Origin of the sequence: Actinomadura nitritigenes (assembly GCF_017573545.1) — a bacterium.
In the GTDB taxonomy this organism is placed as follows: Bacteria; Actinomycetota; Actinomycetes; order Streptosporangiales; family Streptosporangiaceae; genus Spirillospora; species Spirillospora nitritigenes.
Map to the genome: position 1 here is coordinate 293867 of NZ_JAGEOK010000002.1, position 14869 is coordinate 308735.

Consider the following 14869-nt stretch of genomic DNA (forward strand, 5'->3'; position numbering starts at 1 on the left):
CAGGGCGGCCCGCCGCAGGCGAGCGTAGTACGATCCGCGCCCCTAAATCAGGAGGACACGCCGGAAAGTAACGCGTATCGGACTGCTGGTGATCGTGGCATGCGTCCGGCGGCAAGTTCTCTGCGCGCGGACACAAGCGCGCCCGCGCCGCCTCGGCCTACGGTCACGAAACCGCGGCGCGTCACCTCCCCGGCCGGCGCCGCCGGCACCCATCCCACCGGCCACGAGACGGTCCGACGCGCGGCCCGTCTCGCCCGACTCCCCTGTGCACGAGGATCCGATGGAGCAAATCCTGTTGGCGGCGGCGCTCGTCGTCGTGGCCGCCGCCGGCGTCGCCGCCGCCGTCCAGCTGGCACGCCAGCGGCGCCTGACCGCCGAGCTCCGCGACCAGAACGCCGCCCTCGCGGCCGGCGTCGCACTGCGCGACAAGGAGCTGCGGCACCTCGCCGACGTCCGGCTGCCCGAGTTGATGGACTCCCTCCACAACCCGGGCATGCGCGTCGCCGGCCCCCTGCACGACCTCACCCGCAAGGCGCCCGCCTTCGGCCAGTCCCTGCAGACGGTGATGGACCTGTTCGCCGGGTCCGCGGACCGGGTCAGGGCGCGGGCCGACCAGTCCGCCAAGTCGACCCTCCGCGCGATGATGCGCGCCGTGCAGAGCCTCGCCAACGAGCAGCAGCTCGCCATCTCCTCGATGCAGGAGCGGCACGACGACCCCGACGTGCTCGACGGCCTGCTCCGCATCGACCACATGAACGCCCAGCTCGGCCGGCGCGCGCAGGCCACCGCCGTGCTCTGCGGGTCGTGGCCGGGCCAGCAGCGCTCGGCGTCCTCGATGACCGACGTGGTGCGCGGCGCGACCTCCCGGATCCGCGACTACCTGCGGATCAACCTCGAGGGACCGGTGAACGTCGCGATCACCAGCCGGGCGGTCGAGCCGGTCGTGCTGACGCTCGCCGAGCTGCTCGACAACGCCGCCCGCCACTCCCGTCCGGACACCGCCGTCGAGGTCAACTTCCGCACCGCGCACAACGGCGTCGCCATCACCATCGACGACGCCGGCGTCGCGATGGACGCCGAGGAGCTCCAGCGCGCCACCGAGCTGCTGTCCGGCGAGTCGTCGGTGGACGTGCACCGGCTCGGCGACCCGCCGCGCGTCGGGTTCGCCGTCGCGGGCGTGCTCGCCGCCCGGTACGGGTTCTCGGTGTCGGTCGACTCGCGGTCCCCCTACGGTGGCGTGCGCGCCGTCGTGTTCGTGCCGAGCACACTGCTCACCGAGGTTCCCGACGGCCCGCGGACGCAACCCGCCGCGTCCGGCGGCGCCGAGCGCGCGCGGGCCGCGGACGCGCCGGACGTCCCGTCCACCGAGCACGGGCTGCCGAAGCGCAGCCGCGTCGCGGTCGCCGACCGCGCCCCCGAACCGGACGAGCCGGACGCACCCGCCCCGGCCGCCTGGGCCGAGCCGGTGCGCCCGCCGCGCGAGACCGCGGCCGGGCTCGGCGCCTGGCAGCGCGGCACCCGCTCCGGCCGCGCCGGCACGCCGCCCGCCGGCACTCCGGTGCCGCCGCCGGGCGTTGAAGGAAAGGACCTGCGGCCATGAACGAGGGGTGGAACGGCGCGATGGACGACGGCACGAACCGGCTCGGGTGGATGCTCGACGACGCCCTGCGGATGCCCGAGACGCGGTACGCGATCCTGCTGTCGGCCGACGGGCTGCTGATGGCCCATTCGGAGCGCATCGGCCGGGACGAGGCGGAGCGGCAGGCCGCCGGCATGTCCGGGCTGCAGTCGCTGGCCCGCAGCACGGCCGAGTTCTGCGGCGACGCGGGCACGCCGTGGCGGCAGACCATCAGCGAGTTCGACGACGGGTACGTGTTCCTCGTCGCGGCGGGGCCGGGCGCCTACCTGGCGGTGTCGGCGACGCAGCACGTGGACATGGAGACGGTGTCGTTCCGGCTCCAGGAGCTGGTGCAGCGGCTGGGCAAGGAGCTGACCAGCCCGCCGCGCCCCGGCGCGGACAGCCGCGCATGAGCCGCCGCCGCGACGAGCGGGCGCTGGTCCGGCCGCACGTGGTCACCGGCGGCCGGGCGCACCCGTCCCGCAACGTGTTCGACCTGGTCACGCTGGTGATCTCGGCCGGCGACCTGCCCCGCGCCGGCCTCAGCCCGGAGAAGCTGCGGATCGTGGAGCTGTGCCGGGGCGGCGCCCTGTCGGTCGTGGAGATCGCCGGGCACCTGGCCCTGCCCGTCGGGGTCACGAAGGTGCTGCTGTCCGACCTGGTCGACAGCGGCCACCTCACCACGCGGGCGCCGGCACCGGCCGCCCCGACGTCCCGGACCCGGCTCCTGCAGGAGGTGCTCGATGGACTCCGCGCAAGTCTCTGACAGGAGAGCGGTCGGTGACGGGCCCTACCTGCGCGACACCGTCCGGACCGCCGTCAAGATCCTCATCGTGGGGCACTTCGCGGTCGGCAAGACGACCTACGTCGGGACGCTGTCGGAGATCCGGCCGCTGCGCACCGAGGAGCGGATGACGCAGGCCGGCGCCACCGTCGACGACCTCGCCGGCGTCCGCGACAAGACGACGACCACCGTCGCGATGGACTTCGGCCGGCTCACGCTGAGCGACGACCTCGTCCTGTACCTGTTCGGCGCGCCCGGCCAGAAGCGCTTCACCCGGCTCTGGAACGACCTGGCGCGCGGCGCGCTCGGCGCGCTGATCCTGGTGGACACCGCACGGCTGCAGGAGTCGTTCGCCGTCATGGACATCGTGGAGAAGCAGGGCCTGCCGTACGCGGTGGCGGTGAACCGGTTCGACGGATCGCCGGAGTTCCCCGCCGAGGAGGTGCGCGAGGCGCTCGACCTCGCGCCGTCCACGCCGCTCGTCACCTGCGACGCGCGGGAGCGGACGTCCTCCACGCACGCGCTGATCGCGCTCGTCGACCACCTGCTCACGCTCGGTCAGGAGGCTCAGTGACCGTCGACCAGACCCGTCCCGTGGACGACCCCGCCGGCGGCGACGGCCGGGAACCCGGACGGCTCTACGGGCCGGAGTTCGCCGCCGACCCCCGCCGCGTGTACGCCGCGCTGCGCGCGCACGGCGACCTCGCGCCCGTCGAGATCTCGCCCGGGGTCCCGGCGACCCTCGTCATCGGCTACGACGCGGCGCTGGAGGTCATGCGGGAAGCGGAGACCTTCCCCCGCTGCAGCACGGTGTGGGAGGCGTCGGTGGGACCGGAGTGCCCGGTGCTGCCGATGATGATGAGCCGGCCGAACGCCCTGTTCACCAACGGCGCCACGCATGCGCGCCTGCGCGCGGTGATCAAGGAGAGCCTGGACCGGGTGGATCCCGCCGCGCTGCGCGAGCACACCGAGAGCGCCGCGACGACGCTGATCGACGGGTTCGCCGGCGAGGGGGAGGCCGACCTCATCGGCGGGTACGCGCGCGTGCTGCCGCTGCTGGTGTTCCGGGAGCTGTTCGGCTGCCCGCCCGAGATCGGGGACCGGCTGGTGCGCGGCATGAGCGGGATCTTCGACGGGGTCTCCCCGGAGCAGGCCAACGCCATGCTCGGACAGGCCGCGCGGGACCTGGTCGCACTGAAGCGGGAGAGCCCGGGCGCGGACGTGACGTCCTGGATGATGAACCATCCCGCCGAGCTCGACGACGACGAGATGGCCGAGCAGATCGTGCTGCTGCTGGGCGCCGGCACCGAGCCGGAGCAGAACCTCATCGCCAACGGCATGCGGCTGCTGCTGTCGGACGACCGGTTCGGCGGCGACCTGTCCGGCGGCAACCTCCCCGTCGAGGACGCCCTCGACGAGATCCTGTGGACCGACCCGCCGCTGGCGAACTACAACACCGCCTTCCCGCGGCACGACCTCGACTTCCACGGCCACCGGCTGCCCGCCCACCAGCCCGTCCTGATCTCCTACGCGGCGGCCAACACCGACCCGTCCCGCGCCTCGCACGCCCGGACGGGCAACCGCGCCCACCTGGCCTTCGGCGCGGGCCCGCACACCTGCCCGGCCAAGGGGCACGCGCGGCTCATCGCGTCCGCCGCGATCGAGATGCTCCTCGACCGGCTGCCCGACATGGAGCTGGCCGTCCCGGCCGAGGAGCTGGAATGGCGGCCGGGCCCGTTCCACCGGGCGCTCACCGCGCTGCCCGTCCGCTTCCCTCCGGAGGCGCCCCGCCCGTGACGGACGGGGACTCGCCGGCGGCCGCGCGCAGGGCGCCGACCACCGCGGCGAGCTGGGTCAGCAGCCCGGCCAGGCTGGTCTGGTCGGCGCCGTTGACGGTGACGGTGCGCAGCTCGTCCGGCTTCGGCAGCCGCTCCAGGATGTCGGGCAGCCGGGCGATCAGGCGCGCCTGGATCGCCGCGGGCGTCTGCTCGTTGTCCATCGCGGCGCGGGCCCGGTCGCGCTCCAGCCCCAGCAGCGCCGTCTCGTGCTGGGACCGGGCCCGCGTCTCCTGGAGCACCAGCTCGCCCTCGACCCGCAGCCGGTTCAGCTCGTGGTCGCGCTCGATCCGCAGCCGCCCCGTCTCGGCCTCCTCCGCGTGCCGCTCCCGCTCCATCCGCAGCGCGTGCCGCGTCGTCTCGGTCTCCAGCTCGGCGACCTCGCGGGCGTCGTCGTGCTCGCGGCGGGTCCGGCGCTGCTTCTCGGCCGCCTCGGTGTCGAACCGCCGCGCCTCGTTGCGCGACCGCAGCTCCGCCAGCTCCCGCTCGTGCTCCAGCCGCTGCGTCTCCTTGACCCGCTCGGCCGCCATCTCCCGCTGCGCGACGGCCTCCTCCGCCTCCAGCTCCGCCAGCCGCGCGATCCGGCCCTGCTCGGCCCGGTACGGCTTCTGCAGGTTCTCCCACAGCCGCGACGAGCTGACCACCGCCTCCTTGATCTGCACGGTGACGATCCGCAGCCCGAGGCCCCGGTCGCTGTGGTCCTCGCCCTCGGCGACGGCGCGCAGCCGCGCGGTGAGCTCCTCGATGATCGGCTGCTTGTCGCTCAGCACGTCCCGCACGCCCATGCTGGAGACCTTGTCCTTGATCGCCGCCTCCGCCTGCTCGCGGAGCTGGAGGTTCACCACCCGCATCGGGTCCTGCGCGTCGCCGAAGTCGAGCTTGCGGTAGGCGGTCGCGAAGTCCTGGATGATCCACTGGACGTAACCCTGGACGAGCACGCCCTGCAGCTCGCTGCAGATGCAGTACGCGTTGATCAGGATCGTCTGCGTCGCGCCCGGCACCACCAGGAACGAGTCCGTGGACGGGTTGAACCGGAACGACACCCCCAGCCCGATGTGCAACGGCTCCGCGCGCCCCCGGCGGGTGTGCACGACGAAGGCGTTCGGCGGGACCAGCACGTTCTTCCAGCGCCAGAACCCCTTGATCCGCACCTCGACCGGTCCCGCCTCGGCGTGCTCGGCGTGCTCGGCGTGCTCGGCGCCGAGCGCGCGGTCCCGCTTGGCCAGCGGTCCCGGTGGCGGCACCGCGCCGGGCGGCGGCGGGGCCGAGCGGCGCGACCTCAGGCCGTCCTCCAGGACGGCCTGCTGGGCGACGACCTTCTCCAGGTAGGTGTTGCCACCGTCGTTGGCGCTCATCTTCTCCTCGTCGGGTGTCCCGTGGCGTCGACCGGCGGGGTCGGCCCGAACTCGTCGGCGCAGGCTTCGGCCAGCGCCTCGATCCCCTTGGCGACCTCCACGTCCGCCCGCCAGCGGGCCGGGAGGGCCTCGGCGCCGCACATCGCGCCGACGAGATTGCCGCAGATCGCGCCGGTGGAATCGCTGTCGCCCGAGTGGTTGACGGCGAGCAGCAGCCTGCGGGCCGGCCCGCCTTCGGACGGCATCGGGACGAGGGCGGCGTAGACGGCGATGGCGAGCGCCTCCTCCCCCGTCCAGCCCGCGCCGAGCGTCTCCAGCCGCTCGGGCGACGGCGGCCCGCCTCGGCGGGCCAGGTCAACGGCGGCGTCGAGGGCGGCGGACGTCTCGCCGTGCCCGTCCTGGGTCTCGAGCTGCTCGCGGGCGACGTCGAGGGCCTCCGGCAGGTCGCCGCCGCGCACCAGCACCCACACCGCCGCGGCGAGGACCCCCGCCGGGAGGTGGCCGCTGGGGTGGCCGTGCGTGAGCGCCGCCGCGTCCCGGCCGATCCGGAACGCGCTCTCGGCGCCCCCTCCCCACGGCGGGAAGCCGCAGGGCGCCGCCCTCATCACGCCGCCGCAGCCCTTCGAGTCGTTGATGGGCTCGTCGACCGTCCCGAGCGGCCACCCCGACCGCTGCCGTGCCGCCGCCTTGAGCAGGGCGGAGATGGTGCTGCGGCCAGGCCCGCGGCGCGCCATCAGCGCGTGCTCCGGCTGCGGGAACCGCCAGATGCCGCCCATGCCCTGGTCGGGGAACTCCTCCCCCTGGCCTTTCAGCCACCTCAGGTACGACTCCTGGAGCATGCCCGCCGTCGCGCCGCCGATCCCGCGCTCGCGGGCCCGCAGGAAGTTCTCGACCAGCGCGTTCGCGGTGAACATCGTCAGCTGCGTGTCGTCGGTGATGGCGCCGGCGCCGAAGCGCTCGTCGACGAATCCGGTCACCCCGTCCGGGCCGTGCCGCGCCCGGATCCGGTCGAGCGTCAGGCCCTCGACGGGCGCGCCGAGCGCGTCGCCGATCGCGCCGCCGAGCAGGCACGCGTGCAGCCGGTCCGGGTCGGGGTTCGGCGGGAAGCGCGGCGGCGGGGGGACCGGAGACGGGGAGGACGGGGGCGGGGAGTAGGGAGGCGGCGGCGGCACGGGCGGCGGCGGCATGGCGGACACTTTAGTGCGCGGTGAACCTTCCGCCCCGGTCCGCGCGTATCTCCCGCCGTGGCAACGCGACCGCGGCATGCGCCCGGGATCGACCGGCCCGTCCTCCTGACGGCGGCGCTCGCGGCGTCCCTGCTCGTCCTCGCGCTGGTCATCCGGCTCGGAGGGTCGCTCGGAGCCGCCGCCGCGCCCGGGCTGTCGGAGGCCGGCGCGCTGACCGAGACCGGCCTCACCGTCGCCAAGCTGGGCGTGAACGCCGCGTCCACCGTGACGGTCGGCTGGCTGCTCGCCGCCGCCGTGTACGTCCCGGCGACGGGCACCGCGCGCCGGTGCCTGCGGGCGGCGTCGCTGAGCGCGCTGGCCTGGGCGCTGTGCACGCTCGCGCTCGCGGCGTTCAGCGTGTCCGACCTGTTCGGGATCGGGCTCACCGGGATCAGCGGCGACATGCTGCTGACGTTCCTTCTCGACCTGCCACAGGGCCGGGCGCTGGTCCTCGTCTTCGGGACCGCCGCCGCGCTCTGGTGGGCGTGCCGGCTGCGCGCCGCCCCCGGCGCGGCCGGACACCTGCTGCTCGGCGCGCTCGCCGGGCTCATGCCGCCGCTGTTCACCGGCCATGCCGCGACCGGGTCCCATCACGCCCTCGCCGTCTACAGCCTCGCCGCCCACATCGCGGGCGCGTCGCTGTGGATCGGCGGGCTCGTGGTGCTCGTCCTCCTCGCACCGGAGATCCGCGACCGGCTGCCCCGCGTCGTGGAGCGGTACAGCCGGCTCGCGCTGGCCGCGTTCGCCGTCGTCGGCGTGAGCGGCGCGGTGAACGCGTGGATCCGGCTCGGCGGCCCGCACCTCGGGTCGCGCTACGGCGCGCTGGTGGCGGCGAAGGCCGCCGCGCTCGTCGCCCTCGGCGCGATGGGCTGGTGGCACCGCCGCGCCACGATCCCGGTGCTGGCGTCGGCGCCCCGGCCGTTCGTCCGGCTCGGGTCGGCCGAGATCGTGGCGATGGCAGCGACGATGGCGCTGGCGACCGGCCTGTCCCGGACGCCGCCGCCCGAGGTCTCGCCCGGCACCATCGACGCGGTCGCCCTGCGACTCGGTTTCCCGCTGCCCGGCCCCGCCGGCGTCGGCGCTTACCTGACGCACTGGTGGATCGACCCGTTGTTCCTGGTGCTCGCCCTCGTTGGGGCCGTCCTGTACGGGGTCGGGGTGATGCGGGCGGGGAGCTGGCCCGTTCGCCGCAGCGTGGCGTGGGCCGCAGGGTTGAGCGTCCTGCTGTTCGCCATGGGCAGCGGTATCGCCCGCTACAGCATGGTCCTGTTCAGCACGCACGCCTTGCAGCACGTACTGGTCGGAGTGGTCGCGCCCATACTGCTCCTGTATGGACGTCCCTCACGGCTCGTACCTGCGGGCTCGATGCTCGCCGCCGTTCTCGACAGCCGAGGCGTGCGGTTCCTCAGGGAACCGGTCGTGTCCTCAGCACTGCTCCTGCTGAGCCTCTACGCGTACTACGCCTCGCCTCTGTTCGGTGCGTCGCTCGCCAACCATGCGCTGCACTCGCTGGCCATGGCCTGCTTCCTCACCATCGGCCTGGCCTTCTTCAGCGGCGCCCGCGTACCGCTCGTCCTGCCGCTGCTGCTGGTCGCGGCGGGGATCGTCCTCATGCTGGACGGAACCGTCCTCGGCGGCGGCTGGTACGAAGGGCTCGGGCGCCGCTGGGGCGCACCTCCCCTGGACGACCAGCACGCGGGCGCCGCGATCCTGTGGGCCGCCGCCGCGCCCGCCGCGCTGTTCCACCTCGTCCGGCGGCTCCGCCCCGCGACCCGGCTCCGCCCCGCCGCCCGGGTCCGGCTCACACGACGAGGACGATCTTCCCCGCCACCCGTCCCGTCTCGCTGAGCTCGTGCGCCTTCGCCGCCTCGGCCAGCGGCAGCACCTCGTCGACCACGGCCCGCACCCCGCCGCGGACGGCCTCGGCCAGGTCCGCGCCGGACGGGGTGAAGCCGAACTCCACGAACCGCACGCCCCGCTCGTCCGCCAGCCGCCGCACCTCCGTCCGGTCGGGACCGGTGCCGCGCACGTCGACGAGCAGCCCGCCGGGCTTCAGCGTCCGCAGCGACCGGGGCCCGTAGTCGCCGGCGATCGGGTCCAGGACCACGTCGACGTCCCGGACGGTCGCGGCGAAATCGTCCGCCGTGTAGTCGACCAGCTCGTCGGCGCCGAGACCGCGCAGGAACGCGTGCTTGGCGGCCCGCGCCGTGCCCGTCACGTGCGCGCCGCGCGCCTTGGCGACCTGCACGGCCAGATGCCCGACCCCGCCCGCCGCCGCGTGCACCAGCACCCGCTGCCCCGCGCCCACCCCGGCGACCCGGACGAGCGGCTGCCACGCCGTCAGCGCGGCGGTCGGCAGCGCCGCGGCGTGCACGAGGTCCAGCCCGTCCGGGACGTGCGCGAGCCGCTCCTGCGGAACCGCGACGAACTCGGCGTACGCCCCGTTCGGCGGCAGCGCGTTGCCGAACACCGCGTCCCCCGGACGGAACGCGGACACCCCGCCGCCGACGGCCTCGACCACGCCCGCGACGTCCAGCCCGAGCGTGAACGGCGGCTCCCCGAACCTCCGCACGGCACCCGAACGGATCTTCCAGTCCGCCGGGTTCACCCCGGCCGCCGCGACCCGGACCAGGACCTCGCCCGGCCCCGCGTCCGGCCGCGGGACCTCCGCGACCTCCAGGACCTCCGGGCCGCCCCACGTCCGCTGCCTCACTGCACGCATCTCCGACACCCCTTCCGCGGTCACCCGACCGCCCTGCGTCCATGCTGGACGGGGCAGGTATCCATTGTGAAGAAGGCACCTGTTTGATATTCAGGTACCTTATGGATACCGCCCGCCACGACCGGTGGCCCCTCACCTACCGCCGCGACTGCCCGTCCCGCACGGTCATCGAGGTCCTCGCCAACAAGTGGACGCTCTACGTGCTCGCCGCCCTCCGCCGCGGCGACGGGCCGATGCGCTTCAACGAGCTGCGCCGCGCCCTCGACGGCATCACCCAGAAGATGCTCACCCAGACCCTGCGCGCCCTCGAACGCGACGGCCTGGTCAGCCGCACCGTCTACCCGACCGTCCCGCCGCGCGTCGAGTACGGCCTCACCCCGCTCGGCGCCGAGGCGGGCCGACTGACCAGCGCCATCGCCGACTGGGCCGTGGCCCACGTACCCGACGTCCTCACCGCCCGGGAGTCCTTCGACGCCCGTCCCGAGCCCGCGCCGCTTGACCTTGACGCGCACGTCAAGGCGTACGGTCGCTGACGGCCACCGAAGGAGGGTCTCCGATGCTGATCGGCGAGCTGGCCGAACGCGCCGGTGTCAGCACCCGCACGCTGCGCTTCTACGAGCAGCAGGGACTGATCACCGCGCGCCGCGCGCCCAACGGGTACCGCCAGTACGACGAGTCCGACCTGCGGCTCGTCGCGCAGATCCGGTCGCTGCTCGCGGCGGGGTTCACGCTGGAGGAGACCCGCCCGTTCGTGGACTGCCTGCGCTCCGGCCACGCGACCGGTGACGCGTGCCCCGAGCCGGTCGCGGTCTACCGCCGCAAGCTCGCCGAGATCGACGCCGAGATCCGCACCCTCGTCCGGCGCCGCGCCGACGTGGCCGCCCAACTCGCCCGGGCCTGCCCGGGCTGCACCGTCCCCCAGGAGGCGACCAATGATCACGGTGACCAGCGCGACCTTCGACGAGCGGGTGCTGAACGCGCCGGGCCCGGTCCTGGTCGACTTCTGGGCCGACTGGTGCCCGCCGTGCAAGATGATCGCGCCGATCCTTGAGCAGATCGACGCCGAGCTCGGCGACCGGCTCACCATCGCCTCGCTCAACGGTGACGAGAACCCCGACATCACCAGCCGGTACGGCGTCCTCGGCTTCCCCACGCTGACCCTCTACAAGGACGGCGAGGTCGTCCACCAGATGGTCGGCGCCAAGCCGAAGCGCCACCTCCTCGCCGCCCTCGCCCCGCACCTGTGACCCACCGGTCCGGCGGCCGTGCGGCCCGCCGCCGGGACGGCGCGTCCCGGCGGCGGCTCGCGCGGTGGCCCGCGGTCAGGCGAGGAACCCCTCGTAGTTGTGCTGCTGGAGCCGGCTCTCGATCTGCTTGACGGTGTCCAGGGCGACCCCGACCGCGATGAGGATCGTCGTCCCGCCGAAGGGGAACTGGTCCCCCACGTCCAGGAGCGCCAGCGCCGCCATCGGGATGAGCGCGACGAGCCCCAGGTAGAGCGAGCCGGGCGCGGTCACGCGGGTCAGGACGTGGTCGAGGTACTCGGCGGTCGGGCGTCCCGGCCGGATGCCGGGCACGAAGCCGCCGTACTTCTGCATGTTGCCGGCGACCTCCACCGGGTTGAAGGTGATCGCCACGTAGAAGTAGGTGAAGAACACGATCAGCGCGAAGAACGCGCTCATGTGCCACGGGTTCGCCTGGTCGAGATAGGGCTGGACCCGCCGCAGCCACGCCGCGTCCGGCCACAGCCGGGTGGCCAGCACCGGCAGGTACAGCAGCGACGACGCGAAGATGACGGGGATGATCCCCGCCTGGTTGACCTTCAGCGGCAGGTAGGTCGAGGTGCCGCCGTAGACGCGGCGGCCGACCATCCGCTTGGCGTACTGCACCGGGACGCGCCGCTGCGCCTGCTCGACGAAGACGACGCCGGCCATGATCGCCAGCCCGACGATGACGACGAGGGCGAACACGAACCCGCCCTTCGCCTTGTAGATGCCCCACAGCTGGCCGGGGAAGACGGCCACCACCTGCGTGAAGATCAGGACCGACATCCCGTTGCCGACGCCCCGCTCGGTGACGAGCTCGCCCAGCCACATGGTGACGGCCGTCCCGGCGACCATGCACACGACCATCGTGGCGATCGGGAAGACCCCCTTGTCGTGCAGGATGCCGTCCGAGCCCCGGAAGAGCTGCCCGGTGGACGTCATCGCCACGACGCTCGCGCCCTGCAGGATCGCCAGCGCGACCGTCAGGTAGCGGGTGTACTGCGTGATCTTCGTGGTGCCGGACTGGCCTTCCTTCTTCAGTGCCTCCAGCTTCGGGACGACCACCGTCAGCAGCTGCAGGACGATGCTCGCGGTGATGTAGGGGTAGATGCCGAGCGCGAAGACCGACAGTTTCAGCAGCGCGCCGCCGCTGAACAGGTCGAGCAGCCCGTACAGCCGATCGTTCCTCTTCGCGGCGTCGGCGGCGGACTTCAGGGCGGTCACGTCCACGTTCGGCAGGGGCAGGTTCTGCCCCAGCCGGAACACGAGGACGACGAACAGGGTGAACAGCAGCCTCTTGCGCAGATCCGGGGTCCGGAACGCGCGGGTGAGCGCGGTCAGCACGCCGCGTCCGGCCGGTGCGCGGGCAGTGCGAACCGGGCGAGCGCATGGCGCGCTCGCCGCATGGCGATGCGGAAGATGACTTGCCTCCGTACGGGTACGCCGCAGCGTCCGCAGGACTACTGCGGCCGGTGACTGGTGAGCGTCAGGAACCCGTGCGGAGCGGAGGCCCGCGCACCTGGACGGTGCCGGTGTGGACGGACGCCGGGACGACCGTGCGCGACCAGGCGGCCGCGACCCGGACGCGCTGGAGCGCGAGGTCGGGATCGGCCGACGGCAGGACCGCGTGCTGTCCCCGCGTCCCGCTCGAGACGAACCCGAGCCGCTTCCACAGGTGGACGTCCGCCGCGGAGAACCGCGGCCAGGCGGGCGCGGAGCGGCGGTCCCGGACGGGCGAGGCCGCGGAGCCCCGCGAGCCCGTGCCGCTCGCGGCCGCCGCCGTCCCGATCCGGACGATCTCGACGGCCGCCGCGTTGGGAACGACGGACAGGGTGGCCGTCATGGCGAAGCCGAAGAAGCCCGCCAGCAGCATCACCAGGCGCCGCTGCCGGGAGGTGCGGTGCTCCACACCGGCCTCCCCTCGCCGCCCGCCGCCCGTCCCGTAACCGTACAACGCCGCCGCCGGCCGGTGCCCCGAACCGGATCAGCGGTTCGCGCGCCCGCAAGGTGATCGCCGAGCCGTCGGCGAAGGGCGGGGGATCAGTCGCGGACGAGGCTCTCCACGCCGGCGGGAAGGTCGCCCGCCGCGCCCGCCTCCACGAGGAACGTCATCAAAAGGTCCTGGAAGGCGCGGGCCGCGTGCGTCAGGTCGACGTCCTTGCGGTGCGCCAGGGCGATCGTGCGGAGGAGGCCGGGCCCGTGATGGCCGCGCCGGGCCTCCTCGTCGGCCAGGACGAGCGGCGTCCCGCGCAGGCCCGGACGTCCCGCGAGGACCATGCTGGGGACGACCGCGATCCCGAGTCCCGCCTCGACGAACCGCAGGACGGCGTCCATCTCGCCGCCCTCGACGGCGAACCGCGGCTCGAACCCGGCGGCGCGGCACGCGCTGATCGTCGCCTCGCGCAGGTCGTAGCCCGACCGGAACATCACGAGCGGACGGTTGCGCAGGTCCTCGATGCGGAGATAGGAGCGGCGCGGCATCTGCACCGCCCTGGCGTCGCCGTCGTCCGCGCCCACCGGGGAGGCCACCACCAGGTGCTCGCGCAGTATCGGGCTGGTGTCCAGCGGCGGGTCGCCGTGCAGCGGCAGGATGACCAGGGCCAGATCGAGCGACCCCCGTGTCAGCTCCTTCACCAGGTCGCGCGACCCGCCCTCCTCCACGAGCAGCTGGATGCCGGGATAGGCGTCGTGGAAGCGGCGCAGCACGTCCGCGAGGAGCCCCGCGCACAGCGACGGCGTGGCGCCCAGCCGCACCCGCCCGCGGCGCAGCCCGGTCAGCTCCTGCACCTCCAGCCGCGCCGTGTCCACGTCGGCCAGGATGCGCTTGGCCAGCGGCAGCAGCGCCTCCCCGGCGGGAGTCAGGGTGATGTTCCCGCGCGCGCGGGAGAAGAGGGGCGCGTTCAGCTCGGTCTCCAGCGCGCGGATCTGCTTGGACAGCGACGGCTGCGCCACCCGCAGGAGCTCCGCGGCCTGCGTGAAATGGCGTACCTCCGCGACCGCGACGAAGTAGGCGAGCTGCTGTAACTGCATCCTGCACAGAGTACGGGCCCGCCCCGGCGCCGCCCGCGACCGCCTTGGCCGTTAGCGCGCGTGCCGGCGCAGGGCCTGGAGGTCGTGGACGATCAGCCGGCGCCGGCCCGTCTCGATCCAGCCGTGCCGCCGCAGCGTCCGCAGCGCCTTGCTGACCGCCTCCCGCGACGCGCCGACCCACCCGGCCAGCTCCTCCTGGGACAGGTTCAGCGTGATCCGGACGCTCTGGCCGCCGCTCTGCCCACCACGCTGCCCGGCGGCGCCGGCGCGTCCCTCGTAGGGCTGCCCGAACCGCTCCGCCAGCTCGACGAGGCGCTGCGCCACCCGGCCCGTCGCGTCGAACATGCCGAACTCGACGCGCTTGCGGTCCGCGTCGCGCCAGCGCTGGCACAGCATCCGCATGATGATGATGGACACGCGCCCGTGCGCCTGCAGGAACGCCATGAACTCCTCGGCCGTGACGGCCAGCGCGCGCGCCGGTTCCAGCGCGGCGACGGTGGCGGAGCGGGGCAGCCCGTCGATCGCGGCGACCTCCCCGAGCAGCGCGCCCGGCCCGCGCACCGCGAGCAGCGCCTCGCCGCCGTGCTCGCGGTAGGAGAACGCCTTGACCCGCCCGCTCAGCAGGACCGCCACCCAGCTGGACCGGTCCCCCTCGACGAACAGCGTGTCCCCCCGGGCGAAGTCGCGGACGCGGCCGCGGGATTCCAGGTCGCCGCGTTCCGCCGGGGTGAGCTCGGCAAGGAACGAACCCGGTTCGAGGGGGCTCATGCCCACCACGCTAAGGGGAACCCGGCGGCACGGGTCCCGGGGGATAATCACGAATTTGTCACGCGTTGTGTGCACTCTTCCCTATTCAGCGGGACGGGCGGGCGCCAGGGTTGATCGCGGCGTGTGCGGCCGGCAGGCCGCCGGCGCCCGGCTTGCGCGGAGGCACGGTGGACAGGGGCGCCGTGCCCCCGCCGGCGAGCACGGCGTTCATGGGGAACGGCGGAACGGCGGGCGGCGGTCCGGGGGCATCGCCGCCCGCCGTCGCC

At 74.1% G+C, this 14869-nt stretch carries 16 protein-coding genes; 9 read left to right on the forward strand and 7 right to left on the reverse strand.

Annotation, left to right across the window (positions count from 1 at the left end; translation table 11 throughout):
* Positions 1-280: 280 nt before the first annotated feature.
* The 5 genes from J4557_RS03695 to J4557_RS03715 are packed head-to-tail and all read left to right on the forward strand — an operon-like array spanning position 281 to position 4199.
* On the forward strand, positions 281-1600 hold the full coding sequence (locus tag J4557_RS03695) for an ATP-binding protein (protein WP_208264903.1): 1320 nt from the start codon (positions 281-283) through the stop codon (positions 1598-1600).
* Positions 1597-2031 carry a roadblock/LC7 domain-containing protein gene (locus J4557_RS03700; RefSeq protein ID WP_243775208.1) on the forward strand — a complete coding sequence of 145 codons (435 nt, stop codon included), beginning with the start codon at positions 1597-1599 and terminating at the stop codon, positions 2029-2031. The genes J4557_RS03695 and J4557_RS03700 overlap by 4 nt, the downstream gene beginning before the upstream one ends.
* Positions 2028-2384: a DUF742 domain-containing protein gene (locus J4557_RS03705; RefSeq protein WP_208264904.1), complete on the forward strand. Its 357-nt coding sequence runs from the start codon at positions 2028-2030 to the stop codon at positions 2382-2384. The genes J4557_RS03700 and J4557_RS03705 overlap by 4 nt, the downstream gene beginning before the upstream one ends.
* Positions 2362-2976 carry a GTP-binding protein gene (locus tag J4557_RS03710; RefSeq protein WP_208264905.1) on the forward strand — a complete coding sequence of 205 codons (615 nt, stop codon included), beginning with the start codon at positions 2362-2364 and terminating at the stop codon, positions 2974-2976. The genes J4557_RS03705 and J4557_RS03710 overlap by 23 nt, the downstream gene beginning before the upstream one ends.
* Positions 2973-4199: a cytochrome P450 gene (locus tag J4557_RS03715; protein ID WP_208264906.1), complete on the forward strand. Its 1227-nt coding sequence runs from the start codon at positions 2973-2975 to the stop codon at positions 4197-4199. Before J4557_RS03710 ends, J4557_RS03715 begins: the two co-directional genes overlap by 4 nt.
* On the opposite strand, the gene J4557_RS03720 is transcribed toward J4557_RS03715, so the two are convergent.
* Positions 4153-5592: an SPFH domain-containing protein gene (locus J4557_RS03720; RefSeq protein ID WP_208264907.1), complete on the reverse strand. Its 1440-nt coding sequence runs from the start codon at positions 5590-5592 to the stop codon at positions 4153-4155. The genes J4557_RS03715 and J4557_RS03720 overlap by 47 nt on opposite strands.
* Entirely contained in the window at positions 5589-6779 is a 1191-nt protein-coding gene (locus J4557_RS03725) for an ADP-ribosylglycohydrolase family protein (protein ID WP_208264908.1), read from the reverse strand. Before J4557_RS03725 ends, J4557_RS03720 begins: the two co-directional genes overlap by 4 nt.
* 57 nt (positions 6780-6836) lie before the next feature.
* Between J4557_RS03725 and J4557_RS03730 the strand changes: the two genes are divergently transcribed.
* The gene (locus tag J4557_RS03730; RefSeq protein WP_208264909.1) at positions 6837-8666 is read left to right on the forward strand and encodes a bifunctional copper resistance protein CopD/cytochrome c oxidase assembly protein; all 1830 of its coding nucleotides are present in this window, start codon (positions 6837-6839) and stop codon (positions 8664-8666) included.
* Here J4557_RS03730 and J4557_RS03735 read toward each other — a convergent pair.
* A complete protein-coding gene (locus J4557_RS03735) occupies positions 8620-9540 on the reverse strand; it encodes an NADP-dependent oxidoreductase (protein WP_208264910.1) in 921 nt (306 codons plus the stop codon). The two genes, J4557_RS03730 and J4557_RS03735, sit on opposite strands and share 47 nt — an antisense overlap.
* 101 nt (positions 9541-9641) lie before the next feature.
* On the opposite strand from J4557_RS03735, the gene J4557_RS03740 reads away from it, so the two are divergent.
* Genes J4557_RS03740 through trxA form a run of 3 tightly spaced genes read left to right on the forward strand, consistent with a single transcriptional unit; the run spans position 9642 to position 10787 of the window.
* Positions 9642-10073: a winged helix-turn-helix transcriptional regulator gene (locus J4557_RS03740; protein ID WP_208264911.1), complete on the forward strand. Its 432-nt coding sequence runs from the start codon at positions 9642-9644 to the stop codon at positions 10071-10073.
* A 23-nt stretch (positions 10074-10096) separates the two neighbouring features.
* The gene (locus J4557_RS03745; protein WP_208264912.1) at positions 10097-10591 is read left to right on the forward strand and encodes a MerR family transcriptional regulator; all 495 of its coding nucleotides are present in this window, start codon (positions 10097-10099) and stop codon (positions 10589-10591) included.
* Positions 10473-10787 (forward strand): thioredoxin, encoded by a 315-nt coding sequence (gene trxA / locus J4557_RS03750; RefSeq protein ID WP_208264913.1) that lies wholly within the window; start codon positions 10473-10475, stop codon positions 10785-10787. Before J4557_RS03745 ends, trxA begins: the two co-directional genes overlap by 119 nt.
* 75 nt (positions 10788-10862) lie before the next feature.
* Here the strand turns inward: trxA and secY are convergent, their stop codons facing one another.
* The 4 genes from secY to J4557_RS03770 form a co-directional block, all read right to left on the reverse strand.
* On the reverse strand, positions 10863-12149 hold the full coding sequence (gene secY, locus J4557_RS03755) for a preprotein translocase subunit SecY (RefSeq protein WP_208264914.1): 1287 nt from the start codon (positions 12147-12149) through the stop codon (positions 10863-10865).
* Between the two features lie 142 nt (positions 12150-12291).
* Positions 12292-12714 carry a hypothetical protein gene (locus J4557_RS03760; protein WP_208264915.1) on the reverse strand — a complete coding sequence of 141 codons (423 nt, stop codon included), beginning with the start codon at positions 12712-12714 and terminating at the stop codon, positions 12292-12294.
* Positions 12715-12845: 131 nt separating this feature from the next.
* On the reverse strand, positions 12846-13835 hold the full coding sequence (locus tag J4557_RS03765) for a LysR family transcriptional regulator (protein WP_208264916.1): 990 nt from the start codon (positions 13833-13835) through the stop codon (positions 12846-12848).
* Positions 13836-13886: 51 nt separating this feature from the next.
* Positions 13887-14603 carry a Crp/Fnr family transcriptional regulator gene (locus J4557_RS03770; RefSeq protein ID WP_208264917.1) on the reverse strand — a complete coding sequence of 239 codons (717 nt, stop codon included), beginning with the start codon at positions 14601-14603 and terminating at the stop codon, positions 13887-13889.
* Positions 14604-14869: the final 266 nt, after the last annotated feature.

What these genes read in the sequence shown, in the direction of transcription:
- J4557_RS03695 (WP_208264903.1), top strand. Translation starts at nt 281, where the DNA reads ATGGAGCAAATCCTGTTGGCGGCGGCGCTCGTCGTCGTGGCCGCCGCC.
- J4557_RS03700 (WP_243775208.1), top strand. Translation starts at nt 1,597, where the DNA reads ATGAACGAGGGGTGGAACGGCGCGATGGACGACGGCACGAACCGGCTC.
- J4557_RS03705 (WP_208264904.1), top strand. Translation starts at nt 2,028, where the DNA reads ATGAGCCGCCGCCGCGACGAGCGGGCGCTGGTCCGGCCGCACGTGGTC.
- J4557_RS03710 (WP_208264905.1), top strand. Translation starts at nt 2,362, where the DNA reads ATGGACTCCGCGCAAGTCTCTGACAGGAGAGCGGTCGGTGACGGGCCC.
- J4557_RS03720 (WP_208264907.1), bottom strand. Translation starts at nt 5,592, where the DNA reads ATGAGCGCCAACGACGGTGGCAACACCTACCTGGAGAAGGTCGTCGCC.
- J4557_RS03725 (WP_208264908.1), bottom strand. Translation starts at nt 6,779, where the DNA reads ATGCCGCCGCCGCCCGTGCCGCCGCCGCCTCCCTACTCCCCGCCCCCG.
- J4557_RS03735 (WP_208264910.1), bottom strand. Translation starts at nt 9,540, where the DNA reads ATGCGTGCAGTGAGGCAGCGGACGTGGGGCGGCCCGGAGGTCCTGGAG.
- J4557_RS03740 (WP_208264911.1), top strand. Translation starts at nt 9,642, where the DNA reads ATGGATACCGCCCGCCACGACCGGTGGCCCCTCACCTACCGCCGCGAC.
- J4557_RS03745 (WP_208264912.1), top strand. Translation starts at nt 10,097, where the DNA reads ATGCTGATCGGCGAGCTGGCCGAACGCGCCGGTGTCAGCACCCGCACG.
- trxA (WP_208264913.1), top strand. Translation starts at nt 10,473, where the DNA reads ATGATCACGGTGACCAGCGCGACCTTCGACGAGCGGGTGCTGAACGCG.
- J4557_RS03765 (WP_208264916.1), bottom strand. Translation starts at nt 13,835, where the DNA reads ATGCAGTTACAGCAGCTCGCCTACTTCGTCGCGGTCGCGGAGGTACGC.
- J4557_RS03770 (WP_208264917.1), bottom strand. Translation starts at nt 14,603, where the DNA reads ATGAGCCCCCTCGAACCGGGTTCGTTCCTTGCCGAGCTCACCCCGGCG.